This window comes from Paraburkholderia sp. Ac-20347 (genome assembly GCF_017104805.1).
In the GTDB taxonomy this organism is placed as follows: Bacteria; Pseudomonadota; Gammaproteobacteria; order Burkholderiales; family Burkholderiaceae; genus Paraburkholderia; species Paraburkholderia tropica.
In genome coordinates this window covers 1-13,901 of record NZ_JAAGPN010000032.1, presented here as the reverse complement: position 1 = coordinate 13,901, position 13,901 = coordinate 1, and the positions used below count along the sequence as shown (strand labels likewise).

Below are 13,901 nucleotides of genomic sequence, written 5' to 3'. Positions count from 1 at the left end.
GATGGGCCGCCCTCGCGAATTCGACGAAACCGACGTGCTGAACGCCGCGTGCGACGCGTTCTGGGCGCGCGGCTACGAAGCCACTTCCACGCGCGATCTCGTCAAGGCCACCGGGCTCACGCAGCCGAGCCTCTATAACGCGTTCGGCGACAAGCGCGCCCTGTTTTTACGCGTGCTCGATCACTATTTGCAGCAGTCGCTGCGCGAGCGCATCGCGCGCCACGAAGCCGCGGGCACGCCGGGCACCGCGATCGCCGGCTTCTTCGCGGAGACCGTGCAGCGCTCGCTCGACGATCCGGGCAAACGCGGCTGCCTGATGGTCAATTCCGTCCTCGAAGCCACGCCCGACGACGAAGAACTGCGCGACGCGCTCGCCGCCGAAATCGTGCAGATCCGCGACTTCTTCCTGCGCTGCGTGCAAGCCGGTCAGGCCAGCGGTGAGATTGCGCGGACAGTCGGCGCGCAAGAGGCCGCGCAACATCTGCTCGCCGTCTTGCTGGGCCTGCGCGTGATCGCGCGGATTCGACCGGAGCGCGACTGGCTCGTGCATGCCGTCGCGCCCGCGCTCACGCTGCTGGGTTTGTTGCCGGCCCAGACGGCCTGACGCGCGCCGCTCGCCTGTGTTAATCTTGTAACTCCGATTCAGTCAGTCGCGGTATCGTCATGTCTTTCATCAGCACCGGTGTCGAATACGGTTTGCATTGCCTGCTCTATCTCGCCAACCCTTCGGGCGTGCGCGAGGCGAGCGTGCGCGATCTCGCCGAGATGCAGGGCGTCTCGGTCGATTACGCGGCCAAGCTGTTCACGCGCCTCTCGAAGGCGGGCATCGTCTCGGCCACCGAAGGCGTGCGCGGCGGCTTCGCGCTTGCGCGCGCGCCGGAACACATCACCGTGCAAGACGTGGTCGACGCCATCGACGGCGACAAGCGTCTGTTCGACTGCCGCGAAATCCGCTCGCAATGCGCGCTGTTCGAGGGCGAGGCGCCCGCCTGGGCCACGCGCGGCACCTGCTCGATCCACGCCGTCATGCAGGCCGCCGAGCGCAGCATGCGTGCGGAACTCGAAAAGCACACGCTCGCCGATCTCGCTTCCCGCGCGCATTCCAAGGCGCCTGCGAGCCACGCGCATCACGTGGTCGAGTGGTTCGCCGACCGCGCCGCCAATCGCCGCAGCGATCGGGCTTAAATACATACCTCAGCTCGCGCGTTAATTTTCGCGTTGGCGGAAATTATGAAAAAAGGCCCTTGTTCAAGGGCCTTTTTCATTTCCTACACTCAGCGCAGCGGGCTCAGGCCACCACGATCCGGCGCGGATCGGCGGACGCGAACACCTCTTCACGCTCCGCGCGCGGCGGATAGATCCATTCGGTGTTGATGCGATGCTTGAGCGCCTTGGCTTCCTGGCCGCTCATCTTCACTTCGCGTTCCCAGCCTTCCGTATAGACCGCGCCCCACGGGCCGAGATCGAGACAGGTCACGTATTTCGGCTGGCTGTACGGCAGCGCGTCGAGACCCAGCAGATCGGCGGCGGCGTTGTGCCCGGCCGAGCGGCCGAGATTCATCGCGTGCTGACACGACATGAGCGTGCGGTTGCCCTCGTCGTCGGTGGCCGCGCTCGCGACGTCGCCCGTTGCGTACACGCCCGGCACGCCCTCGACCGCGAGATGGCGATCCACATAAAGACGGCCCGCCGCGTCGCGACGCGCGGGAATCTGCTCGGTCAACGCGCTCGCACGCACGCCGGCCGTCCAGATCACCGTATTCGACGCGATGCGCTCGCCGTCGGCCAGGGTCACACCCTGCGCATCGACCGCGCTCACGCCCTGCCCCAGTTTCCACTGCACGCCGAGTTCGCTCAGCGCCTGCTCGATCACCGGACGCGGGCCGGGGCCAAGATCGGGACCAATCGCCTCGTTGCGCTCCACGACGACCACGCGCACGTTGGCCTGCTCGCCCAGCGCGGCGCGCAAACGCGCCGGCATTTCCGCGGCCGTTTCGATACCGGTGAAGCCGCCGCCCGCCACCACGACCGTGTTGCGCGCGGGCGTGTCGGGCTGCTGCGCCAGGTTGCGGATATGCGCTTCGAGCAACGCCGCTTCGTCGATCTGATCGACGCTGAAGGCGTGCTCCTCAAGGCCCGCGATGGCCGGGCGGAACAACTTGCTGCCCGTGGCGAGCACGAGCCGGTCATAGGACATCGTGAAGGCGCGCTGATTCGCATCGACGCCATGCACAGCATGAGCGGCGAGATCGATGCGCTCCACGCTGCCCTGCACGAACTTCACGCCCGCTTCGCGGAAGATGTCCGTGAGCGGCGCCTTCATGTTTTCCGGCCCTTCTTCATACAGTCGCGGACGCACGTGCAGATGCGGCTCCGGCGCGATCAGGGCGACTTCGACGTCCGCGCGACCCGCTTCGTCGATCAAACGCGCCGCGCTCAGTGCGCTCCACATGCCGGCGAAACCGGCCCCGATAATCAAAATACGCTTGGACATGCTGCTGCTCCTGTGGATCGTTGCACCGTCGCAACGTGTAACTCGGATTCTATGAGTCGTAGTTTAACGCGACAATGCACGTTAACGAAACACACTGTTGTCCGGGCTGAGCGAAAACAGGTTCACGCGTATTCATCCGATCAATCACACGTAAAAACGCCCGCATGCTTTGAAGCATGCGGGCGCATGGGATCGACGGCGCAGTTATTCGCGCATCAGCGTCTGGATAAGCGATGGGACGCCAGATCCGCCGCAAAAGCAAGTGCAAGCGCCACCGCGCCGCACGCGAAAATCAGCGCGTAGTTTTCGTGCGTGTGCGAGAAGAGGAAGGAATATCCGTAGCCGCCCAGCGCCTGAAAAAGTGCGAACGCCGTCGTGGCGCGGCTCCATGCGGCCCGTTGCTCGAGATGATCATGCGGCACCAGCTCGTGAATGCGGCCGAGCGCGAGCGGCACGACGCCCGGCGTCAACGCACCGAGAATCAGCGTGGCCACGAAAATCGCGGCCGTGTGATTCGACATCGCAAGCAACGCGACAGCAAACATCTGAATCGCCAGCGCGAAACGCCATGCGAGCTTGAAGCCGATGCGGTCGGCGAGTTGTCCGCACACGATCGGCCCTGCAATCGCCGCCATGCCGTAGAGCACCCAGATATGCGCGCCCGTCGACGCGCCGCGCCCGAGACCGCGCGCCACATAATCGACGAGCAACACCATGACCGGCACGAGACCGAGCGCATTGGCCGCGTACTGCGCGTACAGCACGCGCAACGCTGTTTGCGTCGGTAACGCAGCGCGATGCGCAGGCGCGGACACGGCGGCAACCGGCGCGTCGGTGCGCGGCCAGCCGAACCAGTTGATCGCCGTGAGCAGCGACGCGAGCGCACCCAGCCCGAACCACGCCGCGCGCAACCCATAGTGCAGCAACGACGGAATCAGCGTGCCCGAAGCGGCAATGCCCAGACCCAGCCCGAGAAAGATCATTCCGCTCACAAAGCCGCGGCGCGCGGGCGGCACGTGCGGAAGAATCGATGTGGCGACCAGCACCATGATCGCGCCGCCCGCCACGCCGGATGCGAGCCGCCACGCGAAAAACCACGCGACGGACAGCGGGTACGCGCACGCGAAAAACGCGATCGTGGCCGTCGCCATGAGCACGCGCAGCGCGTGCCGGTTCGTGAGCGCGTGCGCGATGGGCCGCCCGAGCAACGCGCCCAGCAAATACCCGGCGAAGTTGGCCGCGCCGAGCGTAACGGCCTGCGAAGCCGTGAACCAGTGCGCTTGGATCAGCTGCGGAATCAGCGGCGTGTACGCGAAACGCGCGAGACCGATGGCGACGAAGCTGCCACACAGACCCGCAAGCGTTGCGAACAGGGCCGCGGCGTCGAGCCGCTCGGGCGCACGGACACCAAGCGTGGAGGGCGGGGCTGACATGTTTGCTTTCCTTCCGGATGAATCCGTTTTATATCAATCGATACAGTAACGACGAATTCTATATCGATCGAAATAAAATGCAAGCCCTGAGCGCAGCCGGACAATCCGCGCAGTACACTGCCCGTTCCGTTCATCCCCCAATCGATTGCAAGGAGCCACGATGAAGATCGACCTGTCTGGAAAGCTCGCGCTCGTAACCGGTTCGGCGGCGGGCATCGGCCTCGCCACCGCCAAAGGACTCGCGGAGAGCGGCGCGACCGTGATCGTGAGCAGCCGCCACGCCGGTAACGTGAGCGAAGCCGAAGCCGCCGTCCGCGCCGCGGTGCCGGGCGCGCAGGTGCAGGGTTTCGTCGGCGATCTGTCGAATGCGCAGGGCTGCGAGGCGCTCGTGAAAGCGCATCCGAAAGTCGATATCCTCGTGAACAATCTCGGCGTGTTTCAGCAGCAGGACTTCTTCGAGATTCCCGATAGCGAGTGGCTGCGCTTTTTCGAAACCAACGTCATGTCGGGCGTGCGTCTTTCGCGCGCCTACGCGGGCGCGATGGCCAAGCAGGGATGGGGGCGCATCGTGTTTATTTCGTCGGAATCGGGACTCAATATTCCCGCCGACATGGTTCACTACGGCATGACCAAGACTGCGCAACTCGCCGTGGCACGCGGCCTCGCCAAACGACTCGCCGGCACTGGCGTGACGGTGAATTCTGTGCTGCCCGGACCGACGCTTTCGGAAGGCGTCGAAGCCATGCTGAAGGAAGAAGTGGCGAAGACCGGCAAACCCGTGGAAGAAGTGGCAGCGGCGTTCGTGCAGCAACACCGCGCTTCGTCGATCATCCGCCGCGCCGCGAGCGTGGAGGAAGTGGCGAACATGGTCGTCTATGCGTGCTCGACGCAGGCTTCCGCCACCACGGGCGCGGCGCTGCGCGTGGACGGCGGCGTGGTCGATACCATCGCCTGAATTTAATTCGACATCCTGACTAACTCGCGTGGCACGATCATTCCGATTCGCGCCACGCGATGTTTTACTTCAAAACCGCTTGCGAATCCCCAGCCGCAACGCCACCTGATTGATCGAACTCGACGCCGACAATACCGGCGCGAGATCCGCCACTGCCCCGCCGCCCGCGCGCATATAGGTTGCGCTCGCGTAGACGTCGGTGCTCTTCGAGAGGTAGTAATCCACGCTGGCATCGGCTTCGTGATAATGCGGCGCCTGCCCCGTGGCGGACACATTGCCCTCCGTATAGCTATAAGCCGCGCCCAGTTGCAAAGTCGGCGTGAGCATATAGCTCGCCACGATTTCGCCGATATTGAAAGTCACATGGCCACCGATCTTCGCACCGAGCGTGGGATCGAGATCGCCGAACTGCGTATGCGTCCAGTCCGCGCTGAGTTTGAGCGATCCGATCGTGTACGCCGCGCCAAGTCCAAACACCTTGTAGCTGCCCGCCGCGAGCCCGTAATTGCCGCTCACGGTATTGGACGCGGTCCACACGCCTTCCGGCACGGCTTGCGCGGGATGATCGATCGACGTGAACGCGCCCACCAGTTGCAGGCTGCCGTTGATGTATTGCAGCGCGAACGACTTCGCACTGTTCTGCGCCATATTGCCTGCCACGCCGCCGAAACTGTACGTGGCCATGCCGCTGAAACCGGCCACCGTCGGCGTGACATAGCGCACCGCGTTGTTCAGGTGAAAGTCGATGCCGTTGTTGTCGAGGTCGCCCGGATGCGGAAACAGGATGCCGCCCGGCAAACTGCCGTTGGCCGACAGCGTGCCAATATAGTCGCCGATCGCCTCGCCCTGGCGGCCCAGCGTGAGTGTGCCGTAATGCTCGTTCGCGAGCCCCACGTAGGCAAGTCGGCCGAACAGGCGGCCACCCTGGCTCATCGCACCGGTATTGACGTTGAAGCCATTCTCCAGCCGAAATATCGCGCTCGTGCCGCCGCCCAGATCCTCGTTGCCACGCAGGCCCCAGCGATTGCCCTGCGAGATGCTGCTGTGCAGTTGAACCGCACTATGACCGCCCTGATTGCTGCTCCAGGTCACGCCGTCGTCGATGATGCCGTAGATCGTCACGCTGCTCTGCGCGTGCGCGATTCCGGAGATTCCCGATAACGTAAGCATTCCGAAATACATGATATAAGCGAACGGCTTCCTCACGACTTCCCCTTTGAACTGGTTAGCGGACTTGCGGGTTCGATGCAGAGCGCGTGCGCGCCACGATGCGGTGTTCGTCGTCGACATCGAGCGAAACGGTGTCGCCCTCGCGCGCGGCCGATTCGAGACGGGCGATGATCATCGGACCGGCCTCGGTCTCGACGCTCGCGAGATGAACCTCGCCCGCTCCGGCGGCGCCGACACGATGCGTCACCGTCGTGGCCGCGACAACCTTGCCACTCGCGGCGGCCAACGTCGCCCACTGCGCGCCGCCGCATGCGGGACAGCGATAGCGCGCGGGAAAGAGTGTCGTGCCGCACGCTGTGCAGCGAAATACGTCGAGCGTCATTGCGCTTCTCCTTGCACTTCGCCTTGCACGGCTTCGAGCACGACCGCGTTCGCGCACATGCCGTAGCGATATTCGACCATGCCATAGCCGCTCACCAGCGCGCGTCGCGCTCGCGCGACCTGGCGTTCGCCCGCTGTGCCGCGCAATTGCGTAATGGCTTCCACGAGGCCATGCATGCCGCCCGCCGCGCCCGCCTGCCCTGCCGACAACTGGCCGCCCGAGGTGTTGACGGGCAACGCATGCGTGGCGATACGTGCGATCAGCGCGCGCAGATCGCCATCGGGCGCGAAGCCGAGATCGGCGAGTTGCACGAGCGTCATCACCGGATAATCGTCGTAGACACAGGCGAGATCCATGTCATCCGGCGCGGCGTTCGCCGTGCGCCAAAGCTCCGGCGCGAGCGTCGCGAGCGAGGTCTGCAGACCGTCTCCGGCCTGATGATCCGCGTTGTAGCGACACTGCAACGCGCGCACGGCCACATGACGACCCGGCTTCGCGAGATCGGCGCGCGCGACCACGACGGCATTCGCGCCGCACACCACCGGCACGCAGTCGTAGCGGCCCAGCGGTTCGGCCACGACAGGCGCGTGCAGATAGTCGTCCAGTGAAAGCGGCGTGCGATACACCGCCTGCGGATTGCGCGCGGCCCATTCGCGCTGCGCCACGCAAAGCGCACCGTAATCGGCGCGCGACAAGCCGTGTCGTTGCGCGTGGCGCTGCGTGAGCATCGCGAACAGCGCATTCGGGCCGCCGCTTTCGAGCGGACGCAGCCACGTGCGCGTGGTCAGGTTGTAGTGCTCGACGAGGCGTTTGAAATCGGCGGGCTCGAAACGATCGCCCGACAACAGCACGATGACATTCGCATCGCCGCTCTGGATCGCGCGTATTGCATGCTGAAGCAGATTGATCGCGCTCGCCCCGCCATGACAGTCGTCCATGCACCAGCGCGGACTCAGGCCAAGACGCCACGCCATGTCGATCGCGTGATCGGGCGCGAGCGTGAACGACGCCACGCCCAGGCCATCGACCTCGCGCGCCGTGAATCCCGATTGGGCGAGCGCGGCGTCGAAGGCTTGCGCCAGCAGATCGCCGGTCGTACCTTCCGGCGCCTGACGCCGATACGGCACTTCCACGCCCGCACACAGCAACGCGCCATCATAAGCATTCGATTGCATTGATTCGATATCCTTATCGATTGGAGTCATTGCGCTTCACGACGCACGGTTTCGCGCGTGCAGATCAGTGCAACGACGGTAATCGCGCCCATCGCCATCAACATCAGCGCAACAGGCCAGGCGGCGTGATACTTCGCCAGCAGTGCAGTCGCGACCAGCGGCGACAGACCGCCCGCGAACACCGAGGCAATTTCATGCCCGAGCGCCATGCCGGAGTAGCGTACTTCCGTGCTGAAGAGTTCGCCCATCAGGCTCGGTTGCGTGCCGATCATCGCACCGTGACAAACCGCATTACCCAGCAGCAACGCGAGCCAGACGAGCGCGGGCACCTGCGTATCGAGCAGCCAGAAGAACGGGAACGCGACCACCATGAGTCCCACCGCGCCGATCAGATAAACCGGCTTGCGGCCAATGCGATCCGAAAGCCGTCCCCAGAGCAGCATCGTGACGAGTTCGACCGTCATCGAAACCATCACGCCCGCCAGCATCACCGCGCCCGGAATGCCGATGAATTTGCCGTAGACAAGCGAAAACGCGAGAAAGATATACGAGCCGCCGTTTTCCGCAACGCGCAGACCCATTGCCACCAGAATCGCGCGCGGATGCTTTCGGATCGCATCGAGCACGGGCATATGCGAGGTCTTGCCGGCGGCTTCGGACTTCGCGAACTCCGCGCTTTCCGGCAGCGTCGAGCGAATATAGACACCCACGCCGAAGATCACGATGGACAGCAGAAACGGCACGCGCCAGCCCCAACTCATGAAGCTGTCGTGTGGGAGCATCTGCACGGCGAAGAACACGGCCGCCGACAACACGAAGCCGCCACCGACACCGATCTGGCTCCACGACGCGTAAAAGCCGCGCTTTTCCGGCGGCGCCGATTCGCTGATCATGAGCACGCCGCCGCCCCACTCGCCACCCGACGCCACGCCTTGCACCACGCGCAGCACCACGAGCAGCGCGGGCGCCCACATGCCGACCTGGCCGTACGTGGGCAGCAAGCCGATCAGAAACGTGGCGCCGCCCATCAGCGAGAGCGTCCAGACGAGCGCGCCCTTGCGTCCATAGCGGTCGCCGATATGGCCGAACAACACGCCACCGAATGGGCGCGCCGCGAAACCCACGGCGAAGCCCGCGAAAGCCGCGAGCGTGCCGATCAATGGATCGGTGCCTTTGGGAAAGAACAATTCGCCGAATACCAGCGCGGCCGCCGTGCTATAGAGAAAGAAGTCGTACCATTCGAGCGCATTGCCCGCGACGGAAGCCATGACGATGCGACGCAACGCGCGCGGATCGCGCGCAACGACATCGGATTGAGTGACACCGTGTTCGTGTGCGTCTTTCTGTGAAGCGCCGGGCGCGTCCGCGCGGCAGGTCGAGGTGCTTGCCATGCTGCCTCCAGTGCCGTGTGACGGCACATCCGATGGGGTGCTGCATTTATGGGGCGCACATGTCCCGCGCGCCGGGATGATTCCAGTCTCGTTCGATGCGAGACGGGCGAACGTTTTATCGCTTCTTTAAAGGCTCTTTTCGCGCCCTTTACGTGCGCTTCAATTTATAACCCGACTTCTCCAGATCCCACGCAGTCGCGGTAATGCCGCGCTCGCGCAGTTTGTATTTCTGGATCTTGCCGTTCTCCGTGCGCGGCAGATCGCCGACGAAATCGAGAAAACGCGGCACCGCGAAATACGGCAGACGCGGCTCACAAAAGCGAATCAGTTCGAGCGCTTCGAGCATCGCGCCTTCGCGCAGCACGAGCGACGCCATCACCTCGTCTTCGGCGAATTCGGATTGCACCGCGAACACCGCCGCTGTCTCCACGGCGGGATGGCTCAGCAGTACCTGCTCCACTTCGTATGAAGAAATATTTTCGCCGCGTCGACGAATGGCATCCTTGAGGCGATCGACGAAGCGATAGTAGCCGTCGGCTTCGCGCACCACGCGGTCGCCAGTATGAAACCAGAGATTGCGCCACGCTTCCACGGTCTTGTCGGGCATGCCGAAATAACCGCTCGCGAAAGCGAAAGGCGTATCGGCGCGAACGATTAATTCGCCCGCGACGCCGTCGGGCAGAGGATGGTCGTTTTCATCCACTACGCGAGCGTCGAAGCCCGATGCGAGTTTGCCCATCAAACCAGGGCGCTGCTCGTCGATGCCGCCACCCAGAACAAAATTGGTTTCCGTCGATCCATAACCGTCGAGCAAAGCGATGCCGCAACGGTCGGTGAATGCCTGTTGAAAATGCCCCGGCACGCCCGGAGCAAGCGCGATCCGCACACGATGCGCGCGCTCCTGTTCTGTCGCCGCGCGGCCCAGCAATATCGGCACCATTGCGCCGAGCACGTAGGTCACGGTCGCGTTCGTTTCGATCAGCGCGCCGAAGAAACCGCTCGCTGAAAAACGACGGTCGGCGACCAGTTCGGCATCGGAAGTCAGCGCCTGAAAAAACGCATTGAGCGCATTCGTATGAAATAGCGGCAGGCAGGTGTAAAGCACGTCGCCACGCACGACGCCGAGATTGGCCGCCGTATAACGCGCCCACCAGAAGAACTGCGCGTGCGGGCAAATCACGCCCTTCGAGAGCCCCGACGTGCCCGAGGTATAGAGAATCGCCAACGGATCGCCGTCGCCGAGATCGGCAGCGGGAATCGGCTCCGCGAGTGGCGGCAGCGTTTGCCGTTGAACCGGTGTTGCGGCGCTTCGTGCCGTTTCGTCCGCTTCGCCGTCTTCGCGGCTGTCGATCAGCCAGATCGATTCGAGGACGATGCGCGCTGCGTCGAGCGCGTAGACAGCGCTCACTAATTGCGTTTCGGCGACCAGCAAACGCGCGCCCGAATTCGCGAGAATGTGCTCGAGCTGCATGCCGCGCGAAGCCGTGTTGATCGGCACGACCACCGCGCCGAGCCAGCCGCATCCCAGCACGATCTCCATGAATTCGCTGCGATTGCTGCACAGCAGCGCAACACGGTCGCCGCGACGAATCCCTTGCGCCACCAGCGTTCCCGCGCGCCGAGCCGCAATATCGAGCGCCTGAGCGGCGCTCCAGCGCGTGCGTCGATCCGAGAACAGCGGCGCGTCGCCATCGCGTGCGGCGCGTGCTTGCAGCAAGGCCGGCAACGCGAGACGCTGTGCCGACTGCCGGGCCTCGCTCGACAGCGCGGCATCCTGGTCCATGCAACCCATAAGACCGTCCCCTTGAAATGGATGAGACGAGTCTAGGTTTGAGCTAAGATATCTGTCAAATTCATCAATATTATCAAGTGCATAAATATGGCGGATTTCAACGATGCCGATCTGAATCTCGTGCGCGTGTTTCAGGCGATCCTCGAGGAGCGCAGTCTCACGCGTGCGGGCGAACGTCTCGGTCTTTCGCAACCCGCCATCAGTTATGCACTGGGCCGCTTGCGCGCTCTATTCGACGATCCATTATTCGTTCGCTCTCCTGATGGCATGCTGCCCACGCCAACGGCGCAGCAACTCGCGCTGCCGCTCGGGCGCGCGATTGCGTCGATACGCGAAGCGTTGCGGCACGCCGAACCGTTCGATCCGGGCACCAGTTCACGCGAATTCCATTTATCGATGACCGATGCGGGCGAGCAATTCTTTCTGCCGCCGTTGTGCGAAATGCTCCAGCGAGTCGCGCCGAACGTGACGCTCGAAGCGCGCCAGTCGCCGGTCGCCGACGTGACCGAGCAATTGCGCCTCGGCCAGCTCGATCTCGCCATCGGCAATCTCCCGGCGCTCAAGCCGCATACGCGTCACGCGCTGCTCTTCGACGAGCCTTATGTCTGCATGACACGCCGTCGCGCCGGTCTGCCCGCGCGGCGCATGTCGCGCGAGCGCTTTCTCGACATGCAGCACATCATGGTCGTGTCGAGCGAGAGCAGCCACCGCACCATCAACGATTCGATGCGTACGGCAGGCCTCAATCGCAAGATTGCACTGCGCGTACCGCATTTTTCCGTCGTACCGCAAATCCTTCTACGCACGAACTGGATGGTGACGCTGCCACAACGCGTCGCGCGTTTTTTCAACGAACTCGATCAGTTTGCGATTTTTCCACTGCCGCTGGAAATGCCTCAAGTCGAAGTCACCGTGCACTGGCACGAAACCTTCGATAACGACGACGGCAATCGCTGGTTTCGCGAACTCGCGATCGCCACGCTACGCAAGGTATAAGCAAAGAAAAACGGCCCGCATTTTTGCGGGCCGTTTTTTTAAAGCATCCTGGCGAGAAAGCTTCACCCGCGCCGCACGACGCCGAGCAACAGCGTAACGAGAAACACCACGATGAAGATGAAGAACAGAATCTTCGCAATGGATGCCGCGCCGGCTGCAATGCCGCCGAAACCGAATACGGCGGCGATGATCGCGATGATGAAGAAAATAACTGCGTATTGAAGCATGACGTCCTCCGGTCTTCGATAAAGCGATTTAAAAAGTCACCGCCGCGCACAATCGCACACATTCAGCGCGGCGCGGAATGCAGGGGCTCGACGGTTTGAGTCGGATCGAAATCAGCCCATTTGCCTTGTTGCCAGCGGCCGTGCGCGCGCTCGACTTCCACGCCGCCCGCTGCGCCCAATACGTCGGCGGCTTCGCGCTGCGTTTCCGCGTTCACATGCACGGCCACGAGGACGCCCGATTCGCGTCCGCGCGGGGTGCCGTCCGGTTCATGACTGATGTCGGGACGCTCGCCGCGGCCGCCGCCGCGCGTTTCCAGCAGCGCGCCCGCGAGGGTGCCCACATAGGCGCCCACGCCGGCCGCGACGGCCAGCACGAGCAGCGAACGTAAAAAGAGGAGCGAAAGCACGATGGCGATGACCACGCCTGCAAGCGCGCCGACGCCTGCTCCCGCTCCTGCGCCAAGCGAAGCCCAGCGTGACTGGGGATCGGCAAAGCGGTCGCCGCCCACGGGAAAGCGGGCGTGCTGGCCGCCTGGATTCACGTAGAACAGCGAGACATCGTCGTCGACGAAGCCGCTGTTGTGCAACCGTCCGATGGCCGCTTCGGCGTCATTGAACGTCGTGAAGCGGCTTGCAACGATTAGAGACATAATCGTTCTCCTTGCTCGATCAATCCGACATGCGGAAGCGCCCGCTATGCAGCACCACGCTGCCGCCAGTCTGTTCGATCGCCTCGCTGCACACGGTGCGAATACGTGCACGACCGCGCGCGTAGGCGTCCTGCAGTTGTCCTTCAAGCGCCGATTCCGCGCCGAAGTGATCTTCGAGTGCTTCGGCGGTGATCGCGCAATCGAGCAGCTCGCCGTCCACTTCGGCGACGAAATGCATCATCAGATTCGCGCCGTCGAATTGCGGCGCATCGTTCCGGTAGTGGATATTCATATCGAAATCCTTATCGATAACGATCAGCGCTGCGACTTGCCCGCGTGACGGGATGCGTACTCACTCTTGAGCGACGCGGTGAGGCATGCGATCAATTCGGCGTTGAAGGCCGGCAGATCATCAGGCTTGCGACTCGTGACGAGATTGCCGTCACGCACCACGCGCTGATCGACCCACGTGCCGCCCGCGTTGCGAATATCGTCCTGCAGAGAAGGCCAGCTCGTCATGGTGTGCCCCTTCACGATGCCCGCCGATACCGGAAGCCAGCCGCCATGGCAGATCGCCGCGATGGGCTTGTGTGCAGCGTTGGCCGATTTCACGAATGCCTGCGCCTCGGGAATCAGACGAATCGCGTCGCCGTTGATCACGCCGCCGGGCAGCACCACGGCGTCGTAGTCGTCGGGCTTCGCTTGTGCGAAGGTGCGATCGACTTTCACGCGCGACCCTTTATCGACATGACGAAAGCCCTGAATTTCGCCGGGCTCGCTCGATATCACCTCGACACGCGCACCCGCTTCGATCAGCGCCTTCTGCGGCTCGGTGAGCTCCACTTCCTCGAATCCATCCACGGCGAGTATCGCCACCTTGCAATGCTTCAAACCCTTCAATTCGCTCGTCATCACGCACTCCTTCGACGGTGTCGCTGCAGCATCGGCTCACGTCATCATGGACGAACTAGCGCAAGCCGGATGCCTGAGGTTGAGTGAAGAATCGAGCGCATCACTGCGTGGTATTCGGCGAGGTGCTTTGCGGCATCGACTGCATGTTGCCGCTATTGCCGTTGTTGCCTGGCGCAGTCGCGGGCGCCTTGTTCGGCGTCGAGCCCGTGCCGGTGCCCATGCCGCCGCCCACGCCCGTGCTGCCAGGCGAGCCGTAGCCGCTGGTGTCGCCGTTCGCGCCGGTGCTGCCCGTGGCGGTGTTCGGCGCCATGCCTGCCGCGCCCA

At 63.5% G+C, this 13,901-nt stretch carries 15 protein-coding genes and 1 pseudogene; 4 read left to right on the top strand and 12 right to left on the bottom strand.

Annotated elements, in window-relative coordinates; all coding sequences use genetic code 11:
- The first annotated feature begins 1 nt into the window (after nt 1).
- Both G3N97_RS09245 and G3N97_RS09240 read left to right on the top strand, forming a co-directional pair.
- Nucleotides 2-604 (top strand): TetR/AcrR family transcriptional regulator, encoded by a 603-nt coding sequence (locus G3N97_RS09245; RefSeq protein ID WP_205992941.1) that lies wholly within the window; start codon nt 2-4, stop codon nt 602-604.
- 59 nt (nt 605-663) lie between these two features.
- Nucleotides 664-1,185, top strand: a complete 522-nt coding sequence (locus tag G3N97_RS09240; RefSeq protein ID WP_205992940.1) for an Rrf2 family transcriptional regulator — start codon at nt 664-666, stop codon at nt 1,183-1,185.
- Nucleotides 1,186-1,288: 103 nt separating this feature from the next.
- On the opposite strand, the gene G3N97_RS09235 is transcribed toward G3N97_RS09240, so the two are convergent.
- Together G3N97_RS09235 and G3N97_RS09230 are read right to left on the bottom strand one after the other, a co-directional pair.
- Entirely contained in the window at nt 1,289-2,494 is a 1,206-nt protein-coding gene (locus G3N97_RS09235) for an NAD(P)/FAD-dependent oxidoreductase (RefSeq protein ID WP_205992939.1), read from the bottom strand.
- 215 nt (nt 2,495-2,709) lie between these two features.
- Entirely contained in the window at nt 2,710-3,927 is a 1,218-nt protein-coding gene (locus tag G3N97_RS09230; protein WP_205992938.1) for a YbfB/YjiJ family MFS transporter, read from the bottom strand.
- A gap of 160 nt (nt 3,928-4,087) precedes the next feature.
- On the opposite strand from G3N97_RS09230, the gene G3N97_RS09225 reads away from it, so the two are divergent.
- Nucleotides 4,088-4,882 carry an SDR family oxidoreductase gene (locus G3N97_RS09225; protein WP_205992937.1) on the top strand — a complete coding sequence of 265 codons (795 nt, stop codon included), beginning with the start codon at nt 4,088-4,090 and terminating at the stop codon, nt 4,880-4,882.
- Nucleotides 4,883-4,951: 69 nt separating this feature from the next.
- On the opposite strand, the gene G3N97_RS09220 is transcribed toward G3N97_RS09225, so the two are convergent.
- The 5 genes from G3N97_RS09220 to G3N97_RS09200 all read right to left on the bottom strand — a co-directional run bounded on the left by G3N97_RS09220 (nt 4,952) and on the right by G3N97_RS09200 (nt 10,783).
- Nucleotides 4,952-6,052 carry a porin gene (locus tag G3N97_RS09220; RefSeq protein WP_205992936.1) on the bottom strand — a complete coding sequence of 367 codons (1,101 nt, stop codon included), beginning with the start codon at nt 6,050-6,052 and terminating at the stop codon, nt 4,952-4,954.
- 55 nt (nt 6,053-6,107) lie between these two features.
- On the bottom strand, nt 6,108-6,434 hold the full coding sequence (locus G3N97_RS09215; RefSeq protein WP_205992935.1) for a zinc ribbon domain-containing protein: 327 nt from the start codon (nt 6,432-6,434) through the stop codon (nt 6,108-6,110).
- Complete coding sequence (locus tag G3N97_RS09210) at nt 6,431-7,609, bottom strand: thiolase family protein (RefSeq protein ID WP_205992934.1); 1,179 nt, start codon at nt 7,607-7,609, stop codon at nt 6,431-6,433. The genes G3N97_RS09215 and G3N97_RS09210 overlap by 4 nt, the downstream gene beginning before the upstream one ends.
- Nucleotides 7,610-7,635: 26 nt before the next feature.
- Nucleotides 7,636-8,877: an MFS transporter gene (locus G3N97_RS09205; protein ID WP_241030486.1), complete on the bottom strand. Its 1,242-nt coding sequence runs from the start codon at nt 8,875-8,877 to the stop codon at nt 7,636-7,638.
- Between the two features lie 271 nt (nt 8,878-9,148).
- Nucleotides 9,149-10,783 (bottom strand): ATP-dependent acyl-CoA ligase, encoded by a 1,635-nt coding sequence (locus G3N97_RS09200; RefSeq protein ID WP_205992932.1) that lies wholly within the window; start codon nt 10,781-10,783, stop codon nt 9,149-9,151.
- A gap of 96 nt (nt 10,784-10,879) precedes the next feature.
- Here G3N97_RS09200 and G3N97_RS09195 point away from each other — a divergent pair, with 96 nt between their 5' ends.
- A complete protein-coding gene (locus G3N97_RS09195) occupies nt 10,880-11,788 on the top strand; it encodes a LysR family transcriptional regulator (protein WP_065065433.1) in 909 nt (302 codons plus the stop codon).
- A 62-nt stretch (nt 11,789-11,850) separates the two neighbouring features.
- Here G3N97_RS09195 and G3N97_RS09190 read toward each other — a convergent pair whose 3' ends face one another.
- The 5 genes and pseudogenes from G3N97_RS09190 to G3N97_RS09170 form a co-directional block, all read right to left on the bottom strand.
- Entirely contained in the window at nt 11,851-12,015 is a 165-nt protein-coding gene (locus G3N97_RS09190; protein WP_205992931.1) for a DUF1328 family protein, read from the bottom strand.
- Nucleotides 12,016-12,077: 62 nt separating this feature from the next.
- Nucleotides 12,078-12,665 (bottom strand): hypothetical protein, encoded by a 588-nt coding sequence (locus G3N97_RS09185; RefSeq protein ID WP_205992930.1) that lies wholly within the window; start codon nt 12,663-12,665, stop codon nt 12,078-12,080.
- Nucleotides 12,666-12,684: 19 nt separating this feature from the next.
- The gene (locus tag G3N97_RS09180) at nt 12,685-12,957 is read right to left on the bottom strand and encodes a DUF1488 domain-containing protein (RefSeq protein ID WP_205992929.1); all 273 of its coding nucleotides are present in this window, start codon (nt 12,955-12,957) and stop codon (nt 12,685-12,687) included.
- Between the two features lie 23 nt (nt 12,958-12,980).
- The gene (locus G3N97_RS09175; RefSeq protein WP_205992928.1) at nt 12,981-13,577 is read right to left on the bottom strand and encodes a type 1 glutamine amidotransferase domain-containing protein; all 597 of its coding nucleotides are present in this window, start codon (nt 13,575-13,577) and stop codon (nt 12,981-12,983) included.
- A 100-nt stretch (nt 13,578-13,677) separates the two neighbouring features.
- Nucleotides 13,678-13,901: pseudogene (locus G3N97_RS09170) on the bottom strand (hypothetical protein); the annotation flags it as partial.

What these genes read in the sequence shown, in the direction of transcription:
- G3N97_RS09245 (WP_205992941.1), top strand. Translation starts at nt 2, where the DNA reads ATGGGCCGCCCTCGCGAATTCGACGAAACCGACGTGCTGAACGCCGCG.
- G3N97_RS09240 (WP_205992940.1), top strand. Translation starts at nt 664, where the DNA reads ATGTCTTTCATCAGCACCGGTGTCGAATACGGTTTGCATTGCCTGCTC.
- G3N97_RS09235 (WP_205992939.1), bottom strand. Translation starts at nt 2,494, where the DNA reads ATGTCCAAGCGTATTTTGATTATCGGGGCCGGTTTCGCCGGCATGTGG.
- G3N97_RS09230 (WP_205992938.1), bottom strand. Translation starts at nt 3,927, where the DNA reads ATGTCAGCCCCGCCCTCCACGCTTGGTGTCCGTGCGCCCGAGCGGCTC.
- G3N97_RS09225 (WP_205992937.1), top strand. Translation starts at nt 4,088, where the DNA reads ATGAAGATCGACCTGTCTGGAAAGCTCGCGCTCGTAACCGGTTCGGCG.
- G3N97_RS09220 (WP_205992936.1), bottom strand. Translation starts at nt 6,052, where the DNA reads ATGCTTACGTTATCGGGAATCTCCGGAATCGCGCACGCGCAGAGCAGC.
- G3N97_RS09215 (WP_205992935.1), bottom strand. Translation starts at nt 6,434, where the DNA reads ATGACGCTCGACGTATTTCGCTGCACAGCGTGCGGCACGACACTCTTT.
- G3N97_RS09210 (WP_205992934.1), bottom strand. Translation starts at nt 7,609, where the DNA reads ATGCAATCGAATGCTTATGATGGCGCGTTGCTGTGTGCGGGCGTGGAA.
- G3N97_RS09205 (WP_241030486.1), bottom strand. Translation starts at nt 8,877, where the DNA reads ATGGCTTCCGTCGCGGGCAATGCGCTCGAATGGTACGACTTCTTTCTC.
- G3N97_RS09200 (WP_205992932.1), bottom strand. Translation starts at nt 10,783, where the DNA reads ATGGACCAGGATGCCGCGCTGTCGAGCGAGGCCCGGCAGTCGGCACAG.
- G3N97_RS09195 (WP_065065433.1), top strand. Translation starts at nt 10,880, where the DNA reads ATGGCGGATTTCAACGATGCCGATCTGAATCTCGTGCGCGTGTTTCAG.
- G3N97_RS09190 (WP_205992931.1), bottom strand. Translation starts at nt 12,015, where the DNA reads ATGCTTCAATACGCAGTTATTTTCTTCATCATCGCGATCATCGCCGCC.
- G3N97_RS09185 (WP_205992930.1), bottom strand. Translation starts at nt 12,665, where the DNA reads ATGTCTCTAATCGTTGCAAGCCGCTTCACGACGTTCAATGACGCCGAA.
- G3N97_RS09180 (WP_205992929.1), bottom strand. Translation starts at nt 12,957, where the DNA reads ATGAATATCCACTACCGGAACGATGCGCCGCAATTCGACGGCGCGAAT.
- G3N97_RS09175 (WP_205992928.1), bottom strand. Translation starts at nt 13,577, where the DNA reads ATGACGAGCGAATTGAAGGGTTTGAAGCATTGCAAGGTGGCGATACTC.